We start from the raw sequence: 18999 nt of genomic DNA, 5'->3' as shown, positions 1-18999 counted from the left end.
CGCCCCTCCCACCCGATCCGACGCGACCATCAGAGGGCAGGATCATGCATCAGATGAAGGCGCCATGCAAGCCGTGCAGGTCAGAACTCATCCATGAAGGCTCTGAATCACCGTCGAGACCGCCGCGCCCATCAGGTGACCAGCGACAACGCGCCCGCCTGATGCAATTCCCGATATTTGGTGTACCGCTTGGTAACGGCCAAGGTGGAATGGCCGAGAATCTCCTGGACGACCCGGATGTCCACGCCCTGCTCCAGAAGCAGGGTCGCCGCCGTATGGCGCGCGTCGTGCAGCCGCGCGTCCCGAACCCCTGCCGCCTTACAGAGCCACTTCCAGTCGGCCCAATCGTCGTGCGGCTCCAACGGCATGCCGAGGGAGTTGGGGAAGCACAGATCCATATCCGTCCACGCCTCCCCCGCCACCTCCCTGAGCTTCCTCTGCTTGCGCCAATGCGCCTTGAGCTCGCGGATCAGCGGTGCGGGGATGGAGAGCGTGCGCGCTTTCCCGCCCTTCGGCACCTTGAACTCCCATTCACCACCGAGCCGCTTCGGGCAGTGCTGGGCGTGGAACCGGCAGTCGGGCCGACAGGGTGTCGGACACCGCTTCTTGTGCCGCTTACAGGGCATCGCACAGGCCGCGCGATGCCACTCCGCCCCGCACTCGTGCGCGTCCTCACAGCCGTGCTGATAGCGCGTCCGCTTGACTTGGAATACGCGGAGCGTGCCCGCTTGGAGGTCGATACAGCCCCACCGCATCCCGAGCGCTTCGCCCTGGCGCAACCCGAGCGCCAGCGCGACCGACCAGCGCGCGCCGTTCGGCAGAACGTGTGCCAGGTCGAGAATGCGCCGAGCGTCGGTCTGGCTGAGCGGCTCGATCTCGCCGTCCCGGTGCGTCGGAGCCTCGACGTACGTCGAACTGGCCACGTTCCGCGCGACGACCTGCCGACGCACGGCCATCTTCAGCGCCCGCGACAGGATCTGATGGATCAGCAGGACCGACTTCGAGGACAACCCCTGCTGCGGAAGCCACGTGTAGAAGTCATCCACGTGCTCCGGCAACAGCCGGTCGAGCTTGTGCTGTCCGAGCCGCGGAATGATCCACCGCTCGACCTTCGGCCGATAGATCTCGTCCACCGTGGACTGCTGAGCGGTGCGCGGCGCGATGGTGTCGAGCCACGTCCTCATCCACTGCGCGACGGTGGGCACCTTGCCGGCCTTGGCCACCTGTCCCGCGTCACGGAGCTTCTCAAGCCTCCGCATCTCCCGTACGGCCCGATCCCTGTCGCGGTACATGACGTGCCGACGATCCTCGGAACCGTCCGCCTTGACCCCCATGTAGATCCGTCCGTGGAAGTAGCCGTCCGCGCCCTCATAGACCGTCCACTCCCCGAAGGGGTTCTGAGGTCCCCTCTTGCCCATAGTCTCGCCTCCTTTCGTTGGGTTGGTTTCACGCCGCGGGCCGCGCGTTGCGAGCCCGCAGATGGTCGATGTACGCCCGCAAGTCCTCGGCGGGGATCTTGCGGCTCCGGCCGATGTGGATCGACGCGAGCTCGCCTGAGTCAAGAAGTTCATAGAGTTTCGTCCTGCTGATTCGTAAAGCCGTTGCCGCTTCGGGGATCGTGTAGAGCAGTGGCTCGGACCGGCTCTCGTTCGTTGCTGACACCTCCTTTCGATCACAGTCGGGCCGTCCGTGAGAACGTCCGTCCGTCGTCCGTCCGCGCGTTGTACTGCGCAGACGCGCGTGAGCGGACGGACGTCCGCGCGGACGAGGACGATTACGCGGCCCGCGCCTCGCGGTGCGGATCGGCGGCACGCCATCGGCCCCGTGAGACCTGAATCGCGCGTTCGCCGGCGGCGTGGTTCTGAAGTCGGGCGTAGATCCATGTGCGTCGCATTCCAGTCGTCATGATCAGTTCGGGGATGGTCAGACCCTCGTCCGGCGCTTCGCGCAGCGCGGCCCACAGCGCCGATTCGGGGTCTACGGAGTCGTCGATGATCTGCGGTTCGCTCGGCCCGCTGCCGCCGGCTGCCTCCGCATCGCGGGCGGTGCCGACCGCAGCAGCGGACAGGTCGTCGAGCGGCGGGCGGATCGGGGCCCACCGGGCCGCCTCGCCGGACACGTCGTCGTCCGTGACGAGGAACCCACGGGCGCGGCGCGGATGGTCAAGCCCTTCGGCGGAGATGAGGAACTTGCCGGGCGCGTCGAGCGTGTGCGCGTGCCATCCGGCCGCGAGCATGCCCTGCCCGAGGATCAGATCCGCATCCCGCCGCTCGCGCACGCGCAGCGCGATGCGGATGTCCATCTGCGACCGCAGCGCACCCTTGCCCATGGCCTGTTGCGTCGGGCGCTGCGTCGCAGCGAGTTCCGTCACTGCAAGGGCTCGCCCGCGCCTCGCTACCGAATCAGCCGCGTCTGCAGCAAGCGGGGCGTTCTCTGCGAGCTCCGCGTACTCGTCCGTGATGATGATCAGCGCAGGATGCTCCGGGCTCGGATTCCAGACGCGCTCCGAACCGTCCCCCATCGCCCGCGCACGGGCTTCGAGGATGCCGACCGCGTCACGCTGCAGCCGCGTCGCCTCGGCCGGCGTGGTTGCGAGCCGATCGAGGCACGACACCCACGGGCGGAGTTCCATCCCGCCCTTGAGATCGATCCCCCACAGCACCACGTCGGCGCATGCGGCCAGGTTCGCCACGATCACGTTCAGAATCCCGGACTTGCCCGAGCCCGCGATACCGCCGATGAGCGCATGCCGCCGCAGGAAGCTGACGCGCACGGGCGTCGCGTCTTCGAACACCCCGAGCGTGATCGGCTGCGTGATGCTGCGGACCGACGGCCCGGACCACGCAATTGCCTCGGCATGTGGGTCGTTCGCCAGGACCCGGATCGTCGCGCGACCGGCGTGCGCCGGGTCCGGCTCGACACGCACCGCACCCGGGCGCGTCCCGAGTCCGGACTCAATCGCGGGCACGTGCGCGACGACATCGGCGACGGTCTGCCCGCCGCGCAGCGAGATGTGCGCCCGCCATCCCCAGACGTCCACCACGGCGGACAAGACGCGCGAGCCGCCGAGCCCCACCTGTTCCGCGATGTTCGGCCACGCCTGGATCGTGCGGTCCACCGTCACGCGCATGCGCCGGCGACGGTGCGTCCACCACGGCAGCCCGCCCGCCAGGACGAGCAGCCCGAGGACGGTCGGCAGCGGGTCCGTGAGCGTCCCGAGCCGTACCGCCGCAGCGAGCCATCCGCCCGCCGCGAGGACGGCCCCGACGGCATAGGCACGCTCGCTGCGTCGCGTCGCCCGAAACGGTGCCCCGGTCGCCGCGACGACACCCGCGAGCCCAGCCGTGGCGCACGCGACGTACGGCCACCACCCCGGGTGTTCGGCGTGCAGCAGCGCCCCGGCCGCGCCGAGCGTGAGCGCCGTCGTGAACGGCGCCAGCTCGGACCGGTACCGGTAGAGCGCCCGTCCCGCCGCGCCGAGGACGTCCGCCGCCGTACTGCCGTCCGCTACAAGCATCAGCGGCGCGGCATTCCGGTTGCGCAGCATGCGACGATGCCGCCGGCTGTACGCCCTCACTGCATGCCCCAGTCGTCGAGCCCCTCGGGCACGAGCGGCTCGTGCTGCGCCACCTCATCGCGCAGCAGATACAGCGGATCGATCTCGTTGTCCTCGCCCGCCGCGAGCGACGCGCGGCACGCCGCGAGCAGGTTCGCGCACTCGGTACGCGCCTCCGTCGCGAGCATGAGCGCGCGCTCCAGTTCGGCGAGCAGGACAGGGACATCTGCGATAACCGCCCACATCGCGGCGGGCGTGCGGTAGCGCAGGGCATTGCGGAAGTGCAGTCGTACGGCCTCCTGGTCGAGCGTTGGTCGGGGTGCATTTCGAGTGGTCATCAGTTGGTCAGCGCCTCCCTTCGATCGGTTCGGGTTGTTCGGTGGCACGCCACGCGTCGAGCTCCTCAGCCGTGATCTCGCGGTGGAGGTCGAGCAGGGCGCGCAGTTCCAATGTCTTGTCATCGGCTGCGTCCGCAGCGGTATCGGCGAACGCCGCGCGCGCGGCGGCGAGCAGGTCCGCGAACTCGAAGCGAGCTGTACGTTCGCGCCAGCGGATCTCTTTGATGTCCGCCATCAGCTGGTAGATATCGGCGACGGAGTCTAGGAACGCGTCGACGGTGCCTTCGGTCAGTGCAGCGCGAATGCGGCCTTTGATCGCTGCCTCGTCGATACGAACGGCGGGTTCGCGCACACACTTCATTCGCTACTCACCGACTCCGAGCCGCTGGAATCTTCTGCAGCGAGCCAGCGGCGCAGTTCGGTCGCCTTGTCGCCTGAGATCTTCAGGACGGTCCGGAGTCCGTCCCGTGTGATCGGCCGTCCTGCGTGCGCGGCTCGGTGCGCCGTATCCGCCTCACGCGCGGCCGTCCTCAACTCGTCCTCGGTGCGCACCTTCGGTTTGCGCTTCGGCCGGGTCCGAAGACGAGGCTTCGGGCCGTCCTCGGGGACGTCCTGCGCCGCGTCCCCCGACTCGTCCTCGCGGACGTCCTCGGAGTCGTCCAGCGAACTCAGCGCATGAAGGTGCGCGGTGAACCCGAGGACGGCAGCCGGTACGGCCCCGACCGCGACGACGATGGGCGGCGAAATGGTCATCAGCCCGACCGTCACCGCGTGGTACGTGGCGTTTCCCGCGATGCTGGCCGTGATAGCCCCGATCGCGTTCGTGCGGGCGAAGCGCCGGGCGCGGCGGGCTCGCGTGGAAGCCGCGAGCCACACCCGCGCCGACGTCATCGCGTACGCGTCGACCGTGACCGGCAGCAGCCACGCCAGCTTCGGTGGCCACCCGGTGATGAGCGCGAGCCCGCGCAGCCCGGTGAAGCTGGCCACGGACGCGGATGCCGCGGCTATGAACATGCCGAGCATCACCCAGCCATCGCGGGGCGGCGGGCTCGCAGTCGTCATTTCAGACACGTGCGTTCGCTCCTCTACAGGTGGAGTCGGGACAGGAAGTGCGTGAAGGACTCGACGGCGTGCGCGACGTGCGGGCCGGCCGAGGACGAGGCGAGATAGAAGCCGAAGAGCGCGCAGAGGACGATCTGCCAGACCGGCAGGCGCGCGTACCGCCAGATCAGGTAGACGAACACGCCCAGCAGCAGCACGAGCGAGAGCGAGACGACCATGGGCAACCTCCTTTCGGATCAGTTCGGTCAGTTCGGGTAGTCAGCGGGCGATCAGTCCGACCAGCGCGACCGTGGCCACGCCGCCAGCGAAGAGCAGCCGTCCCGGCGCGGACGTGGCCCAGAGCAGCGCCAGCGCGAGCAGCCGGACCGGCAGCGTGACGAGGCGGAACAGCGAACTCACGCCGTCCTCGCGCGGCCACAGACGCGCCCAGTCCTGCGACTGCGCGAACGTGACCTGATAGGCCCCGCGGCGCATCTTCGAGTGCTGCGGATGGACGAGGAACTCGACGTTGCCGCTCATCGCTGGCCCCCGTCGCGCCGTCGGCCGGCGGCGCGGCGCTCCCAGCGGGCACGGGCGCGGCACTTCGCGCAGAGCTTGCCGCGCTCGTCCTGGCTGGTCACTGCCCCACACACGCAGGTCCGCTCCTCGGTTTCGGTCGGGTGGATGTGCACGGTCGGACTCCCTTCGGTGGGGAGCCGAGCCGCTCGATCGAGAATCTGGACATGTACAGCATGTGCAGATTCAGGATGCCCAAAGACTGACGATGCGTCAACACAGGGAGGTTTTCGAGCGGCTGGGCTCTCGGTTGCCGACGCCGGTTGCGCCGACACAGGAAGCATGCCGCCAGGTCAGGGGACTACATCACCACGTAGTCGGCCATCTCGACGACGTCCCGGCCAAGATCGAGGACATGGCTGGACTTGTGCAGGACGTCTCCCCTAACGTGGAGTCGTCCCGCGACGGCCTGAGAACACAGGGTGATGATGGCGAACGAGCGTTTGCGTGCCGCGCTGCTCGAGCGCGGAGTCACGCCGGATCAGCTCGCGGTCGCGGTCGAAGTGGACGTCAAGACGATCGAGCGGTGGGTCACCAAGAACCGCACGCCGTACCGTCGGCACCGCTACGCCGTCGCTTCGTTTCTCCAGATGGAAGAGACGTATCTCTGGCCAGAGGCGTTATCAGCCGAGCAAGTGGCGGGAGCCTCCGAGAGCGAGATCCTGAACGTCTTCCCGCACCGCTGGACCGTCCCCGATGACCTGTGGCGCCGGCACTTCGAGAGTGCCGAGCAGGAAATCGGCGTGCTCGTCTACAGCGGCCTGTTCATCTCTGAGGACGCCGGGATACAGCGCATCTTCCGTGACAAGGCGGATGCTGGGGTGCGCATTCGCATCCTGCTCGGCAACCCGGACAGCGAGCACGTCAGCAAGCGCGGTGAGGACGAAGGAATCGACGCGTCGATGGCGGCGAAGATCAGGAACGCCCTCGTCATGTACAAACCGCTGCGCGCGCTGGACGGGATCGAGTTCCGGCTACACGACACGATCTTGTATAACTCGATCTATCGCGCCGATGACCTTGTGCTGGTCAACACCCACATCTACGGCGTAGCCGCGTCTCAAGCGCCCGTGTTGCAGTTGCGGCACGTCGCTGGCGGAAGCATGGTCGCCAACTACCTCAACAGCTTCGAACGCGTCTGGGAAGGCGCAATCCCCTTGGAGTAGGAGCGCCGATGTCGCGCCGAGTCGACTACTACGACGACCCCGCCGCACCGCCTGCCAACAGCCTCGTGCCATCCGTGAACGTCGTCGTCACGAACGACGACGGTCACCTGCTGATGATCCGCCGGACCGACAACGGGAACTGGGCATTGCCGGGCGGCGCCATCGATCTCGGCGAATCGCTCGTGGCCGCGGCGGTGCGCGAAACGGTGGAGGAGACTGGCATTACGTGCGCTGTGAACGGCATCGTGGGCATCTACAGCGACCCGCGGCACTTGCTCCACTACACCAGCAACGACGAGGTGCGCCAAGAGTTCTCGATCGTGCTCACGGGCAGGCCCGTAGCCGGAGAGCCGACACCGAGCAGCGAGTCCAGCGAAGTCCATTGGGTTGCACCGGAGGCCGTCGAAGGGCTCCAGATGGACCGTTCCATGCGCATGCGCGTCTCTGACTTCCTCAACGGAGACGGGACGCCGCGCCTTGGGGACTGAGTGGATCGACACCACTTCCAACGTCTTCGCTTCAATCGGTACCGTCGGCGCGTTCGTGACCGGCTTCGTGCTGCTTCGCCGTGAACACGGACGCGAGGCGGAACGGACCGAGGACGAGCGACGCGCGCAAGCCGCTCGTGTGAGCGCGTGGGTTGAAATACACCGGTCAGTTGACGGGTCCCGGGAACTCCTGTTCCACGTGCATAACGCTTCGGATACGCCCATCTACGAGGTAGAACTGCCACTTCCGACCCGCGATGGCAGCGAGCCCGACGCCGAGTTCATCGGCCTGGTCCCGCCAGGCCAGACCGTGCGCCGTCCGGCCCCGCGCGATTGGCTATCGACCTACGTGGGCGCCGAACCCGTCGTGATCGAGTTTCTTGACAGCTCCGGCTGGCAATGGCGCCGCGACGAGCAGGGCGCACTCGTCCGCTCGGCCAACCGCACTACGCCCGAACTGCCGAAAGCCGCTCGGAGACGCGTCGTACCGACTCGGCGATCATCGGATTAGCCTCGCTGATGTAGTCGAAGACGAGGGACCCCGCGCCGTAGCGTCCAAGAATCTCGGTACGCCGGCCGTCCCAGTCCGTTATCTCGCCATCGGGCGTAGTTGTCATGTCGCTGTAGCTCATCGCATCCGCGAGCAGCCCACCGACCGGCGGGAACTCGGTCGCGAGCTCACTCGCCAGCCCTCGAAGCCTGGCTTCGATGCAGGCGCACGAGTGATGGGCAACGAGCGCGCACAGTCTGGGATCAGCGTGCTCCACGTCCCGCAGGTACCGCGCGCCATCCAGTTGATGAAGGCCAGTTGCTGCAACGGCTGGGGCATACCCGATGTCATGAAGCCAAGCCGCAGCAGCGACCAGTTCGGCATCCTCGCCGAGGATACCCGCGAGCGATTCGGCGCGTCGGCCGACCCCCTGACTGTGCGCCCACTTCCGAGGCAATGGCTCCGCTAGGAGTTGCTCTGTGAGGTCACGCGCCCAGGCCAGAAGATCCATGTACCGAACGTAACCCGCGACAGATGCGCAAAACAGCGCCCGACAGCGGACGTCTTGAGACGTCTCACGCTGGGGGCGTCGCCTTCACAAACCGCCCCTTGCCCTGAACTGCGTCGATGAGCCCAGCAGCCTGCAACTCCAAGAACGCCTGCCGCGCCGTCCCGCGCGAAACCCCGTACGCCTCGGTCAGATCCGCCTCGCTCGGCAGGGCGTCCCCTGGCCGCAAGTCGCCGCCCTCGATCTTCGCGCGGAGATCGGCCGCAATCTGCCGATAGCTCGGCTCAGCCGAACCCGCATCCGCCCGTGCCGTGCCGCCGGCCGGAGCGACGATCCGCCCCCGCCCCGGCAGCACGGTAATCAGCCGTTCCTCTTCGAGCTCTGTAAGCGCACGGCGCAGCGTGTTCCGAGACACCTGGTACTCGGCCGTCAGCTCCGCCTCGCTCGGCAGCAACGACCCAGGGGCATAGTCGCCCGCAGCGATGCGCTGACGCAACGCCGCAGCGATCGTCTTGTACGCGCCCCACGCCGTGGCTCGCGGGCTCACCGGCCCCATCCTCGCTCTCGTTGCCGCCGTTGCTCGCACCATCGAATCACGCTTCCGGCCCGCTCGGCAGCAGCACGCCCACGTCGAATTCAGCCCAGAGACACTTGCCGTACGTCGATGAAGTCGCGCCCCACCGATCCGAAAGCGCATCGACGATGACAAGCCCGCGCCCGCTCTCCGCATCGCTGGCCGGTGCCGGGCGCGGCCCGAGGTTCGGAGTCGTGTCGTACACCTTCACCTTGAGCATCGGCCCAGACTGCATCACCACGAGCAGCACGTGCGCATCGTCGCCCGCACCGCCGTGAACCACGGCGTTAGTCACAAGCTCCGAGACGACCAGCTCCGCGTTCTCCCGGGCCACCTCACCAATACGCAGCCGCCCGAGAACCTCACGCGTGACCGAACGTGCCTCACCAACACTCTCCGGCTGCGCAGCCAGACGCACGCACCCAAGCATGACCGGCTCATCGGCGCCCATGGCTACGGGCGCCCCGATCAGCTCAGCGAGGCTCTCACTGACGAGGTCCATACTCCGCCTCCGGCTCCGGCTCGCGGTTCAGGAACGCGTGGAGGTCGAACAACTCGGCTTCGAGCACCGTCATCGTTGCGATGGCACGGGACACCCGCCGCGCCGCGTCCGTTCTGTCCTTCGGCGCAGTCGGCGCGCACAGGTACGAGAACGGCTCACCCGTGAGCTTCTCAATCGCGTGCCTGTACCGTGCCGCCGGCATCCCGTGCACGCCGGCCTCCCACTTCTGAACGAGACGCTTCGAGCAGAAATTCGGCTCTCCGATATCGAGCCCGACCGCCTTGACCGTGTCCGCAAACGCCTCCTGCGACAGCCCGAAGCTGAGCCGCACGGCCCGCAGACGGGAGCCGACCAGCTGATGCGGTGCATATTCGCTGTGCAAGAGAAGCCACCCTTCGATCTGCCGTACCCAGCAGCCGAGGCCGCCCGAGCGCCGTGGCTCGCCGAGCCCATGCCCGGTGCACTTCGACCGCTCGCGGCTCCCAACGCTGAGAGATGCCACCGGGCGCCACACGCCAGACCGAGAGCGCAGTGCCGATCCATCGGGCCGGCTCCGGGACATCTCGCACATGGCGACCGTGTGCACGAGCATCGGCGCAGCCGGTAGTCAGCAGTACCGCGTTTCGAGGGACGTCTAGGGACTTCTTAGGTATGCTGAAGACGTCCGCCACGTCGTCAGGGGAGCTCGTGAACGAGACTCTACGCAGCGCACTCGCCCACAAGGGCTTAGATCAGCTCGGCCTCGCGTCCGCTCTCCAAGTGGACCCAAAGACAGTAGAGCGCTGGCTCGCCGGCCGCACCCCACACCCGCGGTCCCGCGTGGCAATCGCGAAGCTACTCGACCGTACTGAGGCGGAGCTCTGGCCGGACGTAGCGATCAACCGCGACGGCCCAACCACGCGCTTCGGCCCCGAAATCCGCGCCGTCTACCCCCACCGCTACGCCGTACCCCGCCAGGTCTGGTATGACCTGTTCGCTGGCGCCGAACAGGAAATCGACATCCTCGTCTACAGCGGCCTGTTCCTCTTCGAGGACACTCGCATCGTGCAACTCCTCACTGAGAAAGCCCAAGCCGGCGTCCGCACCCGTGTACTTCTCGGTCACCCCGACTCCCCCGCAGTTGCCCAGCGTGGTGAGGACGAACGCATCGGCGACTCAGTCGCCGGTCGCATTCGAAATGCTTTATCGCTCGTCAGCCCTCTCGCAGGTACCAGTGGAGTAACGCTCCGCCTGCACAACGCTGGCCTCTACACCTCAGTTTGCCGAGCCGATGACGAGCTAATCGCCACACCTCATATCTACGGCGTCGCGGGGGCAGCAGCGCCCACGTTCTGCCTCCGAAAGCTTAGGGAGCAATCTCTATTTATGGTCTACCTAGACAGCCTCGATCAGGTTTGGTCAAAAGCAGAAATGCCGACCCACGAATTCGATGACCACATTTAGAGCTACCACTCCCGCATCCGTCATGCCTGCTTACCAGATTTCCATCCGCATTAAGCTAGGTAAATTCACATAGATCCACGCAAGCCTAGCGATAGTAAGACCTGGCACGCGGCGAACGCGTCACGCCACGGAACATCGCCAACTGTGGGCTAAACTCAGTCGGCTCGAATCCGAGACCGAGCCTGTACAGCTTCGAAAGCCAATATTGACCTCCATCTACACGATGCAAAATCGAGTTGGCAAGCAATGCCCTAACCTCAACCCGGGTGAGATCCGCCGCATCGGCATCAAACGGGAGAACCTTTAGGCTCGAGTCAAGCTCTGACATCTTCTTAAGGATGGGACCCACAATAGAATCAAACTCGATTAGCGAAAATACCTTGTGCCGACCTACACGCTCGACTGCTTCAATTAGTGCATGGGGAGCAAGAACTCGGTCTTCCCACTCCGAAGAAGAATCGTCGCTGCCAGCTACCGACAACCGCGCCGCCTCGCCAATTACAGCAGCAACATCGCTAGCTCGGATAACACCATTAAAACCTGAGACACTGTCGAGGAACCAGTCGATTGATCTCGCAACCCTACTATCATTCGGCCCGAGGCGCTGACCCCAAAGCCAGTCGAGCGAATCTGCCTGTTGGATATATCTTCTAGTGTCCTCTTTGGCATCTCGTACGCGGGCTCTCTCACACAACCAGTCGACAAAATTTAGAGCGTCGTCCTGTTCCCAGTCGAGGGATGCCGTGCGAGAACTATACCGCGGACCCGTACGCCGGTCTGGCATCACAGCAGGGTTAATGAACGCAATAAATCCCAGATTGTCCCTCAGCGTCTCGACCCACGGCATGACTTCATTCCACAGTGCCGCAAGGGCCGCTTTCTGCACCTCATTAGTCAAAATATCTGGGAAAAGCTCATCCAAACCATCGAGGAGAAAAATAGTCCGCTGCGAACGCGCCAGTCGCACAAGACCTTCTCGCCCAGTGGGCGCGTCTTCGGTTTCGGCGATGCCCGCAGCAATAGCCATACAGTCAACCCACATCTCTGCCCACCGCGTCTCTGCGCCGGCAGATTGCAGCTCATCTCTAATCCGCGATGCGACCGTCTGCGAACGGTCAACCAACGACGGAGGCATCGTGATCTGCGCAAGACGCTCCATCGCGTCCCGCGGTGCATACAGGGGAACCATACGTACTTCACGACCCTCTGCCTGTGCAGAAGTCAGCCGACGCGGGAGACTACGCGTGGGAGTACGTGTAGTCTCCAAAAGTACCGCCGGGTCGCTGAGGCAGCTCAACCACAAGAATAGTGAAGTCTTTCCAGAGCCAGGACCGCCCACAAATACTTCAACCTGGGCGCCGAAGGCGATGCTTCGCGAGATGTACTGATAGAAATCCGCTGCCATTAGCTCCGGCGGCATCTCATCGCCGCTGGAAAATTTGGCAAACCGCTGACAAACACCAGAGAGCTCCAGGCGACGCCGGTCCATGATCTCGGCGCTTATTGCAGCCTGGTAAGGCGCAACAACGTTCCGATCCGGGCGAAGCGCTGAAGCAAGCTCCGATACCACCTCATCAAGCCCATTGCGTTTAATCTTTTGTATAACTTCAGACCAGCGGCCAGGAAGAGTAACCAGGTCTGTTTCAAATGTGCTAAGTGCGGGGCGTGCTGCAATATCCAGCTCTATCGGCTGCGCTGGCGAGGCGCCCCGTACCGTACCGGCAACAGCAGCAGCCAAGCGTGCAGCACCTCGCGTCAGTGCCGCGGAGCGCTCCGGGATATGATGAGTGACAATTACTGTAGCCACTGGATCGGTTTCACGAATTGACGGAGCCCGCAAGCCAATCTCTTCGAGAAGCTTTATTGTTCCACGAATCGACTGATCGCTTAGAGTGGTAACAAAAGCCCGATGGACCCTCGGATCAAGGAGTACCGGAGCGCTCAGCTCGCTCGTACCGGCGCGTAAGTCAACAATTGCCACCTCAGCGCCTACTGCCTTCGCAAGTTGGGCAATCGACTCTGTGAGGAAGTACTGATCGCGGCCTTCAGCGTTAAGCAGATCAATCGGCGAAATGGGTGACGCGCTAATACGGTCGATATCGCGACGCGCTGGAAGAATAACAATATCTCCCAAGTCTTGCTGCTCTAAATACTGACCGGCAAGTGCAATTGCTTCCAAAGGCGTTCCATCAGTTGAACCGTGAAGCAAAGCGAGGAAGTCCTCAAACGAAAAGTTAATTTCAGGCTGCTCGGCGGCAACCATCCACGTGATGCCCGGCGCTTCGAGGTCCGCGTCGACAAGTAAGACTCTGCACGGATGTGCTGGATCCGCTGCCAGGCTCATAGCCAAGGCTACGGCGTGCAGTGTACGGCCTACTCCACCCTTGTATGAGTGAAATGCGCAGACCTTTACGCCACCGCTTGCGAAGTCCGGTTCTTTCGGAGCTGGCAACGGATTCGCAAGTTCTCGCGTGATGAACTTGTCATGCCAGCTTGGAACACGAACTGAATATAACTCATCGCCATTATTTGGAGCGATTTGAACGGGAAGAAATCGTCCATTACTCTGATCGAAGCTTTCGAGCTGAATAGCAGCAGCCTCGGGATCAACCGTGAGTGGGCCAAATGCACGGGCCAACCAGGTCCAGACTGCCTCATGGGCGGTATTTTGAGCGACAGTCAGCACGAGCGAATCCCAGTATGCACTGCACTCAAGAAGCCACTCGGGCCACAAGCCTAAGGTTACGAGCTTGGTCAAATGAGCATCGACATCTACCCAGGTGAACAGCCTTCTGGGCACCGGAACGTCAAGTGGGTCGGTCATCACCTGATCTCCATTCGACACCACTGAACCAAGGTCATCAAGCATGCGATCGCAGTAGATTCATCTGATGACTCCAAACCGCAGCCGTAGCGCCAGGCCTGATGCCAGTCAGCAACATCTACTGTAATGGATCGATCATGGCTAGCCCGGCATCGGCGGTCTAATTGCATCACCGTTGCATGGCTCAGGTGTAGTTCCTTGGCCAGGTAGCGAAGATCATGTGATCTCGCGCGAGGTTCGAGACTAGCTGTGCTGTTCAGGCTCTGACGCTTCATGTATGCCGCTTTGAGCCCACACTCCGCAGCGTAGAACAGCAGGAGAGCCGAAGACGAGCCTGCCAGGCTGTCAGCACCCGCCGACTCCCTGTGTGCCCGGTGACTGGCTACGAGAGCGGCAACCCCCACATCGACAGACATAAGGTGAGCATAGTTGGTGGGACCCGCGCACAGTAGAGTTTTGACGAGCGACGTGCCGGTCTTGGGCCCAGCCCAGGCTGCAAGACCGACCTCTAAGCTGGCCGGAGGCCACAACAGACGTGGGACGAGCCGTCCGACACGCCGTCACGATAGTCCTAGTCGCTTGCCTTCCGCCTGCCTGACCGCCTCGCTGTTGCTGCACATGATGTGCCCATCGTCGAGCACCGTTGGCTGCCCATAGGGTCCGCGCGCCCATCGAAGCCGGTTTATCAATGACCGTAGTCTCAGTTTCAGTCTCAGTTCGCCAAGATACGCCGGTGTCCGCCGATGTCCGTTGACTGTCTCCACCTGCATGGATGGACAGTCACGGACGCCGACGGACACCGGGTGATCGAGCTTAAACCTCCCAGGCCGCAAGGCCGTGCGGGTTCGAATCCCGCTCCGGGCACAGCCTCTGAGCTGCGGCCCGCGAACCAAGCCGCTTATTCGGATAGATCCAAAACAGCCCCGTGGTCTCAACTGTGGTCTCAACTAGAGCCGGTCTGGTCTCAGTTTGAGCGCAGCTGGTCTCAGTTACGACCACAGCGCCCGTTCCATGCGCGCAGCGGCGTCCCGAGTGAGCCGGGTCGTCACGTGCTCTGGCGGAGTCAGGTATCGGAACTCTCGGAATGGGTCGGCTCAGGCCGGTTCGGGGCCCGTGAACTGGACCAGGATGAGCCATGCCTCGTCTGGGATCTGGATGTAGCCCGCCTGGACTGTGTGGTGGCCGGCGGCGAGTTCGATCCGCACGCGCTCTTCACCCTCCTCGATGACCTGGGTGTAGCTGTACACGGAGTCGAAGAGCATGATGGGGCCGGGAATGTCCCAGGTCAGTTGCTCGTCCCAGTCGATGGTGGGCAGGACTCGGTCGAGGAGTGCGTCAAGGTCCGTGTCAGCCTCGATGGCGATGGCCCGGATGAGCAGGTTGCGCTCGGGGTGGAATGTCGTGGGTGCGGGGTCGTCGCCCAGGACAAGAGCGCGGGCCGGTCCGACATCGATCAGGCCGATGAACCCGTCGACGGCGCACGCTCGCCCGTAGTCGCCTTCGTCCTCAGGCCAGTCGCGCGGGGCTCCGATCCAGTGCTCGCAGGCGGATTCCGGGATCAGGATCAGCGGGCCGCCGAGGGATGTGATCCACGGTGAGCTGTTCACAGGCGTGTTTCCTTGTCACGATCAGTGGTGTTGCGGCGGCTGATTTCGGCGGCGTAGGTGGTCCAGTCACCGCTGCTGGCTCGCTGCCAGGCGACCGCGACCGTGATGTGGATGCCGAGCATGCGGGCGAGCAGGGCGGCGGGCAGATCGGTGGCCAGTTGGAACAGCGCGCTCGAGCGGGCCTGGCCGGGGCGGATGCCAAGCTCACGCAGGCGTTCGCCGAGGCGGTAGGCGCTGATCGGGCGTCCGGGCTGGCCGCCGGGGAACAGCCAGCCCGTTTCGCTACCCGCGCCGATGGCGGCGTGGCCGGTGCGGGTTGTGGCCAGGCGCAGGATCAGAGCGTCGAGGGGTTCCGGGAGCAGCACGGGCTCCTCGCCCAGGCGCAGCAGCACTCCGCCCGGGCCGCTGGTGACGTGGCTGATCGTGAGGCGGCTGATGGCGGCTGCTCTTTGCGCGTAGAGCAGGACCAGCAGTCCCGCGACGCGGTCTTCGGTCTCAAGGTTCTCATCGTGAAGCAGGGTACGGGCCTGCTGCCAGCGCCCCTCGGTGTCGATGACGCCGGTCGGCCCCGTCCAGCGGATCGCGGCGAAGTCGAGGGATGTCAGTTTGTTGCGCTTGGCCCAGCGCACGAAGTTGCCGGCATCCTTCCGGTTGGGCGCGTTCGAGTCGGCGAGCCAGGCTTCGAGGTCGCGCTGCCGGGCGGTGGCGAGCGTGGTGCCGTTCCCGGTCAGGGCGTCGAGCAGCGCGATCGCGGCGTTGATGTTGTGACGGGCGCCGGTGAACTGGCCGTAGGTCGCTTCGGTTCCGTTCACACGCCCGCGCAGGCGCCGAGCTACGTGCCAGGAGGCGTAGCGGTGCAGCACGCTGCGCTCGTCGGGGTCCTCGCGTGCGGCGATCGTGGCGGTGATCCAGCGTTCGAGCCGGGCCATCTGCTCGTCGCGCTGGGGCAGGGTGCCGATCGCGACCAGGACCGAGCGCAGGTGCTCGACAGTCTTGCCGGAGGGCAGTTCGTCGAGGGTGGTGTGGGTCAGTGGCTTGTCGCCGTCTTTGATCTCGCGCAGGATCCGCGGCGCGGCGCTCTTGGCCAGCCACCCCGCGGCGGTGTGCGGCCGCGGCGTGGTGGCCAGGGCCTGGTAGATCTCTTGCAGGTCCGGGCGTATCTGCCCATTGTGATCGCCGAGGAGTTCGCGCAGCTTCTGGTCGAGGCTGCAGCGGGCACAGCGTCCGAGATGGATGCGGCCGGGCTGTCCGCAGTCCTGGCAGGTGCGCCAGAACGCCGGATCGGGGCGGGTACAGGTCGAGCACAGCGGTTCGATGCGCGTGCCGCCGCGCACCGGACGCATCTGGTTGCAACCCGAGCAGATCGCCCAGCGCTGGGCGCAGGCGGTGCACCAAGGTCTTCCGGTGGTCTTCGAGCGCAGTGTCGGGCCGTGGGTGCCGCAGATGCTGCAGGTCGCGATCGTCAGGGGGCGGCAGTTCGCGCATACGGGCCCTGCCGGCGTGCGGTTGCACACCGGGCGCCGTCGACCGCACGTGATGCACACCTCGTGGTTGTTCGGATGCCGGGCCAGGCAGTTCGGGCACAGCGGGCGTCCGTGTTCGTCGCGGGTACCCGGTTCGCGCACCGTGCCGCAGCTGGCGCAGGCCACCGCGCGGGAGTGGGCCACGCAGGTGCGGCAAAGCCACAACCCATTGATTCTCCGGTGCAGCGGGATCACGCGGTCGCAGCCCGGGCAGGGCGGGCGAACGATGCCGGCGACCCCGGCGTCGAGGAGTCGGTCGATAAGCCGCAGCACCGAGGGAAGCGGAGCTTCGGCTCCCGCGCCGGTCAGCAGTTCCGGACGTTCCTCGATCGCCCAAGCAAGCTGGCGACGGAATCCCGGGCGGCTGGCTGTGGCGGCGAGTGCCGTGGCGATGGTGGCCTGATCGACCGAGGGATCGATACCGGCGATGGCCGCGGTCAGCATGGTGGCCGGGGCGCCCGACTCGACCGGCGGGCACTGGGCGCAGCGCGCCCGGCCCTGCCGGTCGCGGAAGACCAGCTGTTTTGTCTTCCCGCAGGCCGCGCACGGGCCCAGCGCGGCAGTGCACGCTGTGCAGTACCAGTCCTGGCCGCGGCGTTGCAGGGTGCGAAGATGCTTGCCGCACATCGCGCAAACTGGTGGCGTGATGCTCTGGGTACCGAGTTTCTGCAGGGCCAGCAGCAGATCCCCGATCGCCCGCGGCGCCGGAGAGCGCCCGTCCTGCAGTACCTGCGGGTTGTCCACGAGCGATTGGGCCAGCAGGCGGCGCTTGTGCCGTCCACCGGAAATCTTCGTCACCGTCTCGGTGATCGCTTCGCGTTCGAGCGCGGGCTCGACCGTGAGCACCGCCTCGACGATCACGGCGATCGGGTCCTTCAGCACCTGCGGCGCGAACGTGACGGGCAACTGCTACTCCTCGCGGACCGCGGTGATCCGGGCGCGGCGCGGGCGCAGCTCCCCGATGCTCGTCTCGGCGCCGACGGCCTTCTTCAGCCGAGCAGCGGCACCGGGGGCAGCGGCCGGCTCGATCAGCTCGTCCATCCGGGCCTCGAGGATGTCCATCAGCGCCATCAGAACTTTGAGGCTCAGGCGTTCGGGGCGTTCGACGACCAGGCGGTAGACCTGGCTGGCCGACAGGTTGATCCCGCGATCGGCCAGCGGCCGGATCAGGTCCGTGGTCTGAAACATCCCACGGGTGGCCATCACCTGCCGCAGGTTCCACCGGTAGTCCAGCAGCGCAGTCATCTACTTCCCCTCCCGCTGCGGCGCGGGTGGCTCGAACGCCGGTGTCAGGGCCTTGCGCAGCGCGGTGTTCATGAAGTCTCCACTCACGTGGGTGTAGATGGCCGTGGAGGTGTCGCACCGGTGCCCGACAGCCTCCTGGATGAACCGGCGGTCAACCCCGTCCTCGGTCAGATGGGTCACCCAAGAGTGGCGCAGCGAGTGCGGGGTGAGCACCTTCGGCAGCCCGAGCGCGTCGCGGTAGGCGACGAACCGGGCGTTGATCTCCGCAGGCTGAAGGCGTCCGGCCCGCTCGGTCACCCACAGCGCCGCGTGCTCGGCGGCCCCGAACCTCGGCCGGACGTTCTCGACGTAGTCGGCCACCGCTTCCACCGCCCAGCCCATCACCGACGGCACGTTGCGCCGTCGCGGCGGTTGCCCGCGCACCGCCTTGCCATAGCGCACATGCAGCATCCCGAACCGGCCGAATTCCGGCGCGGCCGGATTGCGCCCGAAGTCGACCAGGTCAAGCTTCGAACACTCGGTGCGCCGCAGACCCCAGGCGTAGAGGACCTTGAACATCGTCGCGTCGCGGTACGCCGCCAGCACGCCCTTGCGCCGGGCCCGCACCGCCCGCTCGACCTGCTCGTCGGCGTAGTCCAGAAACCGCTGCAACTCCTCGCGGGTGAACGGGCGCGCCTCCGGATTTCCCTCGTACTCGTTGAGATGGGCGATCGTGTTCCACTCGTGGCAGATCGCCACCGGGAACGTGCCGAACGCCTTCTCGCACTCCACCGCCCACCCGTAGCGCCCGTCGGTCACGTATTCGCTGAACAGGCGAAGATCCGTCTGGTACCCGCGGATGCTGGACGGCGCCAGGTGCTTCTCCGAGGTCAGCGACAGCGTCCAGTCGTCCACGTCGCCCGGCGTCCACTGCCACGGGTAGGCGTTGGTGAACTCCAGGAAGCGGCGTACCAGCTTCTCCCGCGCCTCGATCGTCGCCGACTGCAGACCCCGGGCCGTCTGCTGCGCCCGCCAGCCGCGCAGCATCGCCTCGAACATCGCGTCCTGCGGGCGAAGTTGCACCACCCCGGAGACGAGCTCCATGTGCGCGGAACCAGCCAGCCCGCCCCGTCCCACAC

General features: G+C 65.6%; 21 protein-coding genes and 1 tRNA gene. 5 read left to right on the top strand and 17 right to left on the bottom strand.

The genetic code is table 11. From position 1 onward, the window contains the following. Nucleotides 1–131 precede the first annotated feature (131 nt). From KDL01_RS27120 to KDL01_RS27085, 8 genes are all read right to left on the bottom strand, one after another. Nucleotides 132–1418: a tyrosine-type recombinase/integrase gene (locus tag KDL01_RS27120; RefSeq protein WP_212531450.1), complete on the bottom strand. Its 1287-nt coding sequence runs from the start codon at nt 1416–1418 to the stop codon at nt 132–134. A 28-nt stretch (nt 1419–1446) separates the two neighbouring features. Beyond that, nucleotides 1447–1662, bottom strand: coding sequence for a helix-turn-helix domain-containing protein (locus KDL01_RS27115; protein ID WP_212531449.1), 216 nt, complete (start codon nt 1660–1662; stop codon nt 1447–1449). Between the two features lie 112 nt (nt 1663–1774). Then, entirely contained in the window at nt 1775–3547 is a 1773-nt protein-coding gene (locus tag KDL01_RS27110) for an FtsK/SpoIIIE domain-containing protein (protein ID WP_212531448.1), read from the bottom strand. Between the two features lie 26 nt (nt 3548–3573). Next, the gene (locus KDL01_RS27105) at nt 3574–3894 is read right to left on the bottom strand and encodes a hypothetical protein (RefSeq protein WP_212531447.1); all 321 of its coding nucleotides are present in this window, start codon (nt 3892–3894) and stop codon (nt 3574–3576) included. 7 nt (nt 3895–3901) lie between these two features. Next, complete coding sequence (locus tag KDL01_RS27100; protein ID WP_212531446.1) at nt 3902–4246, bottom strand: hypothetical protein; 345 nt, start codon at nt 4244–4246, stop codon at nt 3902–3904. A gap of 5 nt (nt 4247–4251) precedes the next feature. Further along, a complete protein-coding gene (locus tag KDL01_RS27095; RefSeq protein ID WP_246577054.1) occupies nt 4252–4908 on the bottom strand; it encodes a DUF2637 domain-containing protein in 657 nt (218 codons plus the stop codon). Between the two features lie 71 nt (nt 4909–4979). Then, a complete protein-coding gene (locus tag KDL01_RS27090) occupies nt 4980–5174 on the bottom strand; it encodes a DUF2304 domain-containing protein (RefSeq protein WP_212531444.1) in 195 nt (64 codons plus the stop codon). 40 nt (nt 5175–5214) lie between these two features. Beyond that, a complete protein-coding gene (locus KDL01_RS27085; protein WP_212531443.1) occupies nt 5215–5475 on the bottom strand; it encodes a hypothetical protein in 261 nt (86 codons plus the stop codon). A gap of 464 nt (nt 5476–5939) precedes the next feature. Between KDL01_RS27085 and KDL01_RS27080 the strand changes: the two genes are divergently transcribed. Genes KDL01_RS27080 through KDL01_RS27070 form a run of 3 tightly spaced genes read left to right on the top strand, consistent with a single transcriptional unit; the run spans nt 5940 to nt 7676 of the window. Then, entirely contained in the window at nt 5940–6677 is a 738-nt protein-coding gene (locus tag KDL01_RS27080; RefSeq protein ID WP_368861659.1) for an XRE family transcriptional regulator, read from the top strand. An 8-nt stretch (nt 6678–6685) separates the two neighbouring features. Then, on the top strand, nt 6686–7165 hold the full coding sequence (locus KDL01_RS27075; protein WP_212531441.1) for an NUDIX hydrolase: 480 nt from the start codon (nt 6686–6688) through the stop codon (nt 7163–7165). A gap of 55 nt (nt 7166–7220) precedes the next feature. Further along, nucleotides 7221–7676 carry a hypothetical protein gene (locus KDL01_RS27070; RefSeq protein WP_212531440.1) on the top strand — a complete coding sequence of 152 codons (456 nt, stop codon included), beginning with the start codon at nt 7221–7223 and terminating at the stop codon, nt 7674–7676. On the opposite strand, the gene KDL01_RS27065 is transcribed toward KDL01_RS27070, so the two are convergent. The 4 genes from KDL01_RS27065 to KDL01_RS27050 all read right to left on the bottom strand — a co-directional run bounded on the left by KDL01_RS27065 (nt 7612) and on the right by KDL01_RS27050 (nt 9621). Continuing rightward, on the bottom strand, nt 7612–8166 hold the full coding sequence (locus KDL01_RS27065; protein WP_212531439.1) for an HD domain-containing protein: 555 nt from the start codon (nt 8164–8166) through the stop codon (nt 7612–7614). The two genes, KDL01_RS27070 and KDL01_RS27065, sit on opposite strands and share 65 nt — an antisense overlap. A gap of 64 nt (nt 8167–8230) precedes the next feature. Next, the gene (locus KDL01_RS27060; RefSeq protein ID WP_246577052.1) at nt 8231–8719 is read right to left on the bottom strand and encodes a GntR family transcriptional regulator; all 489 of its coding nucleotides are present in this window, start codon (nt 8717–8719) and stop codon (nt 8231–8233) included. A gap of 37 nt (nt 8720–8756) precedes the next feature. Beyond that, nucleotides 8757–9239 (bottom strand): ATP-binding protein, encoded by a 483-nt coding sequence (locus KDL01_RS27055; protein ID WP_212531437.1) that lies wholly within the window; start codon nt 9237–9239, stop codon nt 8757–8759. Further along, complete coding sequence (locus KDL01_RS27050; RefSeq protein ID WP_212531436.1) at nt 9223–9621, bottom strand: helix-turn-helix domain-containing protein; 399 nt, start codon at nt 9619–9621, stop codon at nt 9223–9225. Before KDL01_RS27050 ends, KDL01_RS27055 begins: the two co-directional genes overlap by 17 nt. Before the next feature lie 269 nt (nt 9622–9890). Between KDL01_RS27050 and KDL01_RS27045 the strand changes: the two genes are divergently transcribed. After that, nucleotides 9891–10682 (top strand): XRE family transcriptional regulator, encoded by a 792-nt coding sequence (locus KDL01_RS27045; RefSeq protein ID WP_212531435.1) that lies wholly within the window; start codon nt 9891–9893, stop codon nt 10680–10682. Between the two features lie 85 nt (nt 10683–10767). Here KDL01_RS27045 and KDL01_RS27040 read toward each other — a convergent pair whose 3' ends face one another. Further along, nucleotides 10768–13551 carry a MinD/ParA family ATP-binding protein gene (locus KDL01_RS27040; RefSeq protein ID WP_212531434.1) on the bottom strand — a complete coding sequence of 928 codons (2784 nt, stop codon included), beginning with the start codon at nt 13549–13551 and terminating at the stop codon, nt 10768–10770. A gap of 721 nt (nt 13552–14272) precedes the next feature. On the opposite strand from KDL01_RS27040, the gene KDL01_RS27035 reads away from it, so the two are divergent. After that, nucleotides 14273–14370 (top strand) — tRNA-OTHER (locus tag KDL01_RS27035). A gap of 230 nt (nt 14371–14600) precedes the next feature. On the opposite strand, the gene KDL01_RS27030 is transcribed toward KDL01_RS27035, so the two are convergent. Genes KDL01_RS27030 through KDL01_RS27015 form a run of 4 tightly spaced genes read right to left on the bottom strand, consistent with a single transcriptional unit; the run spans nt 14601 to nt 18982 of the window. Further along, complete coding sequence (locus KDL01_RS27030; RefSeq protein WP_212531433.1) at nt 14601–15113, bottom strand: Imm21 family immunity protein; 513 nt, start codon at nt 15111–15113, stop codon at nt 14601–14603. Next, nucleotides 15110–17542, bottom strand: coding sequence for a hypothetical protein (locus KDL01_RS27025; RefSeq protein WP_212531432.1), 2433 nt, complete (start codon nt 17540–17542; stop codon nt 15110–15112). Before KDL01_RS27025 ends, KDL01_RS27030 begins: the two co-directional genes overlap by 4 nt. 3 nt (nt 17543–17545) lie before the next feature. Beyond that, the gene (locus KDL01_RS27020; RefSeq protein ID WP_212531431.1) at nt 17546–17881 is read right to left on the bottom strand and encodes a helix-turn-helix domain-containing protein; all 336 of its coding nucleotides are present in this window, start codon (nt 17879–17881) and stop codon (nt 17546–17548) included. Beyond that, nucleotides 17882–18982 carry a tyrosine-type recombinase/integrase gene (locus KDL01_RS27015; RefSeq protein ID WP_368861658.1) on the bottom strand — a complete coding sequence of 367 codons (1101 nt, stop codon included), beginning with the start codon at nt 18980–18982 and terminating at the stop codon, nt 17882–17884. It lies immediately after the preceding gene. Nucleotides 18983–18999 lie beyond the last annotated feature (17 nt).

This window comes from Actinospica durhamensis, from assembly GCF_018139695.1.
GTDB lineage: Bacteria > Actinomycetota > Actinomycetes > Streptomycetales > Catenulisporaceae > Actinospica > Actinospica durhamensis.
The sequence above is the reverse complement of the archived record's forward strand: the minus strand, read 5'-3'. Positions and strand labels throughout refer to the sequence as shown.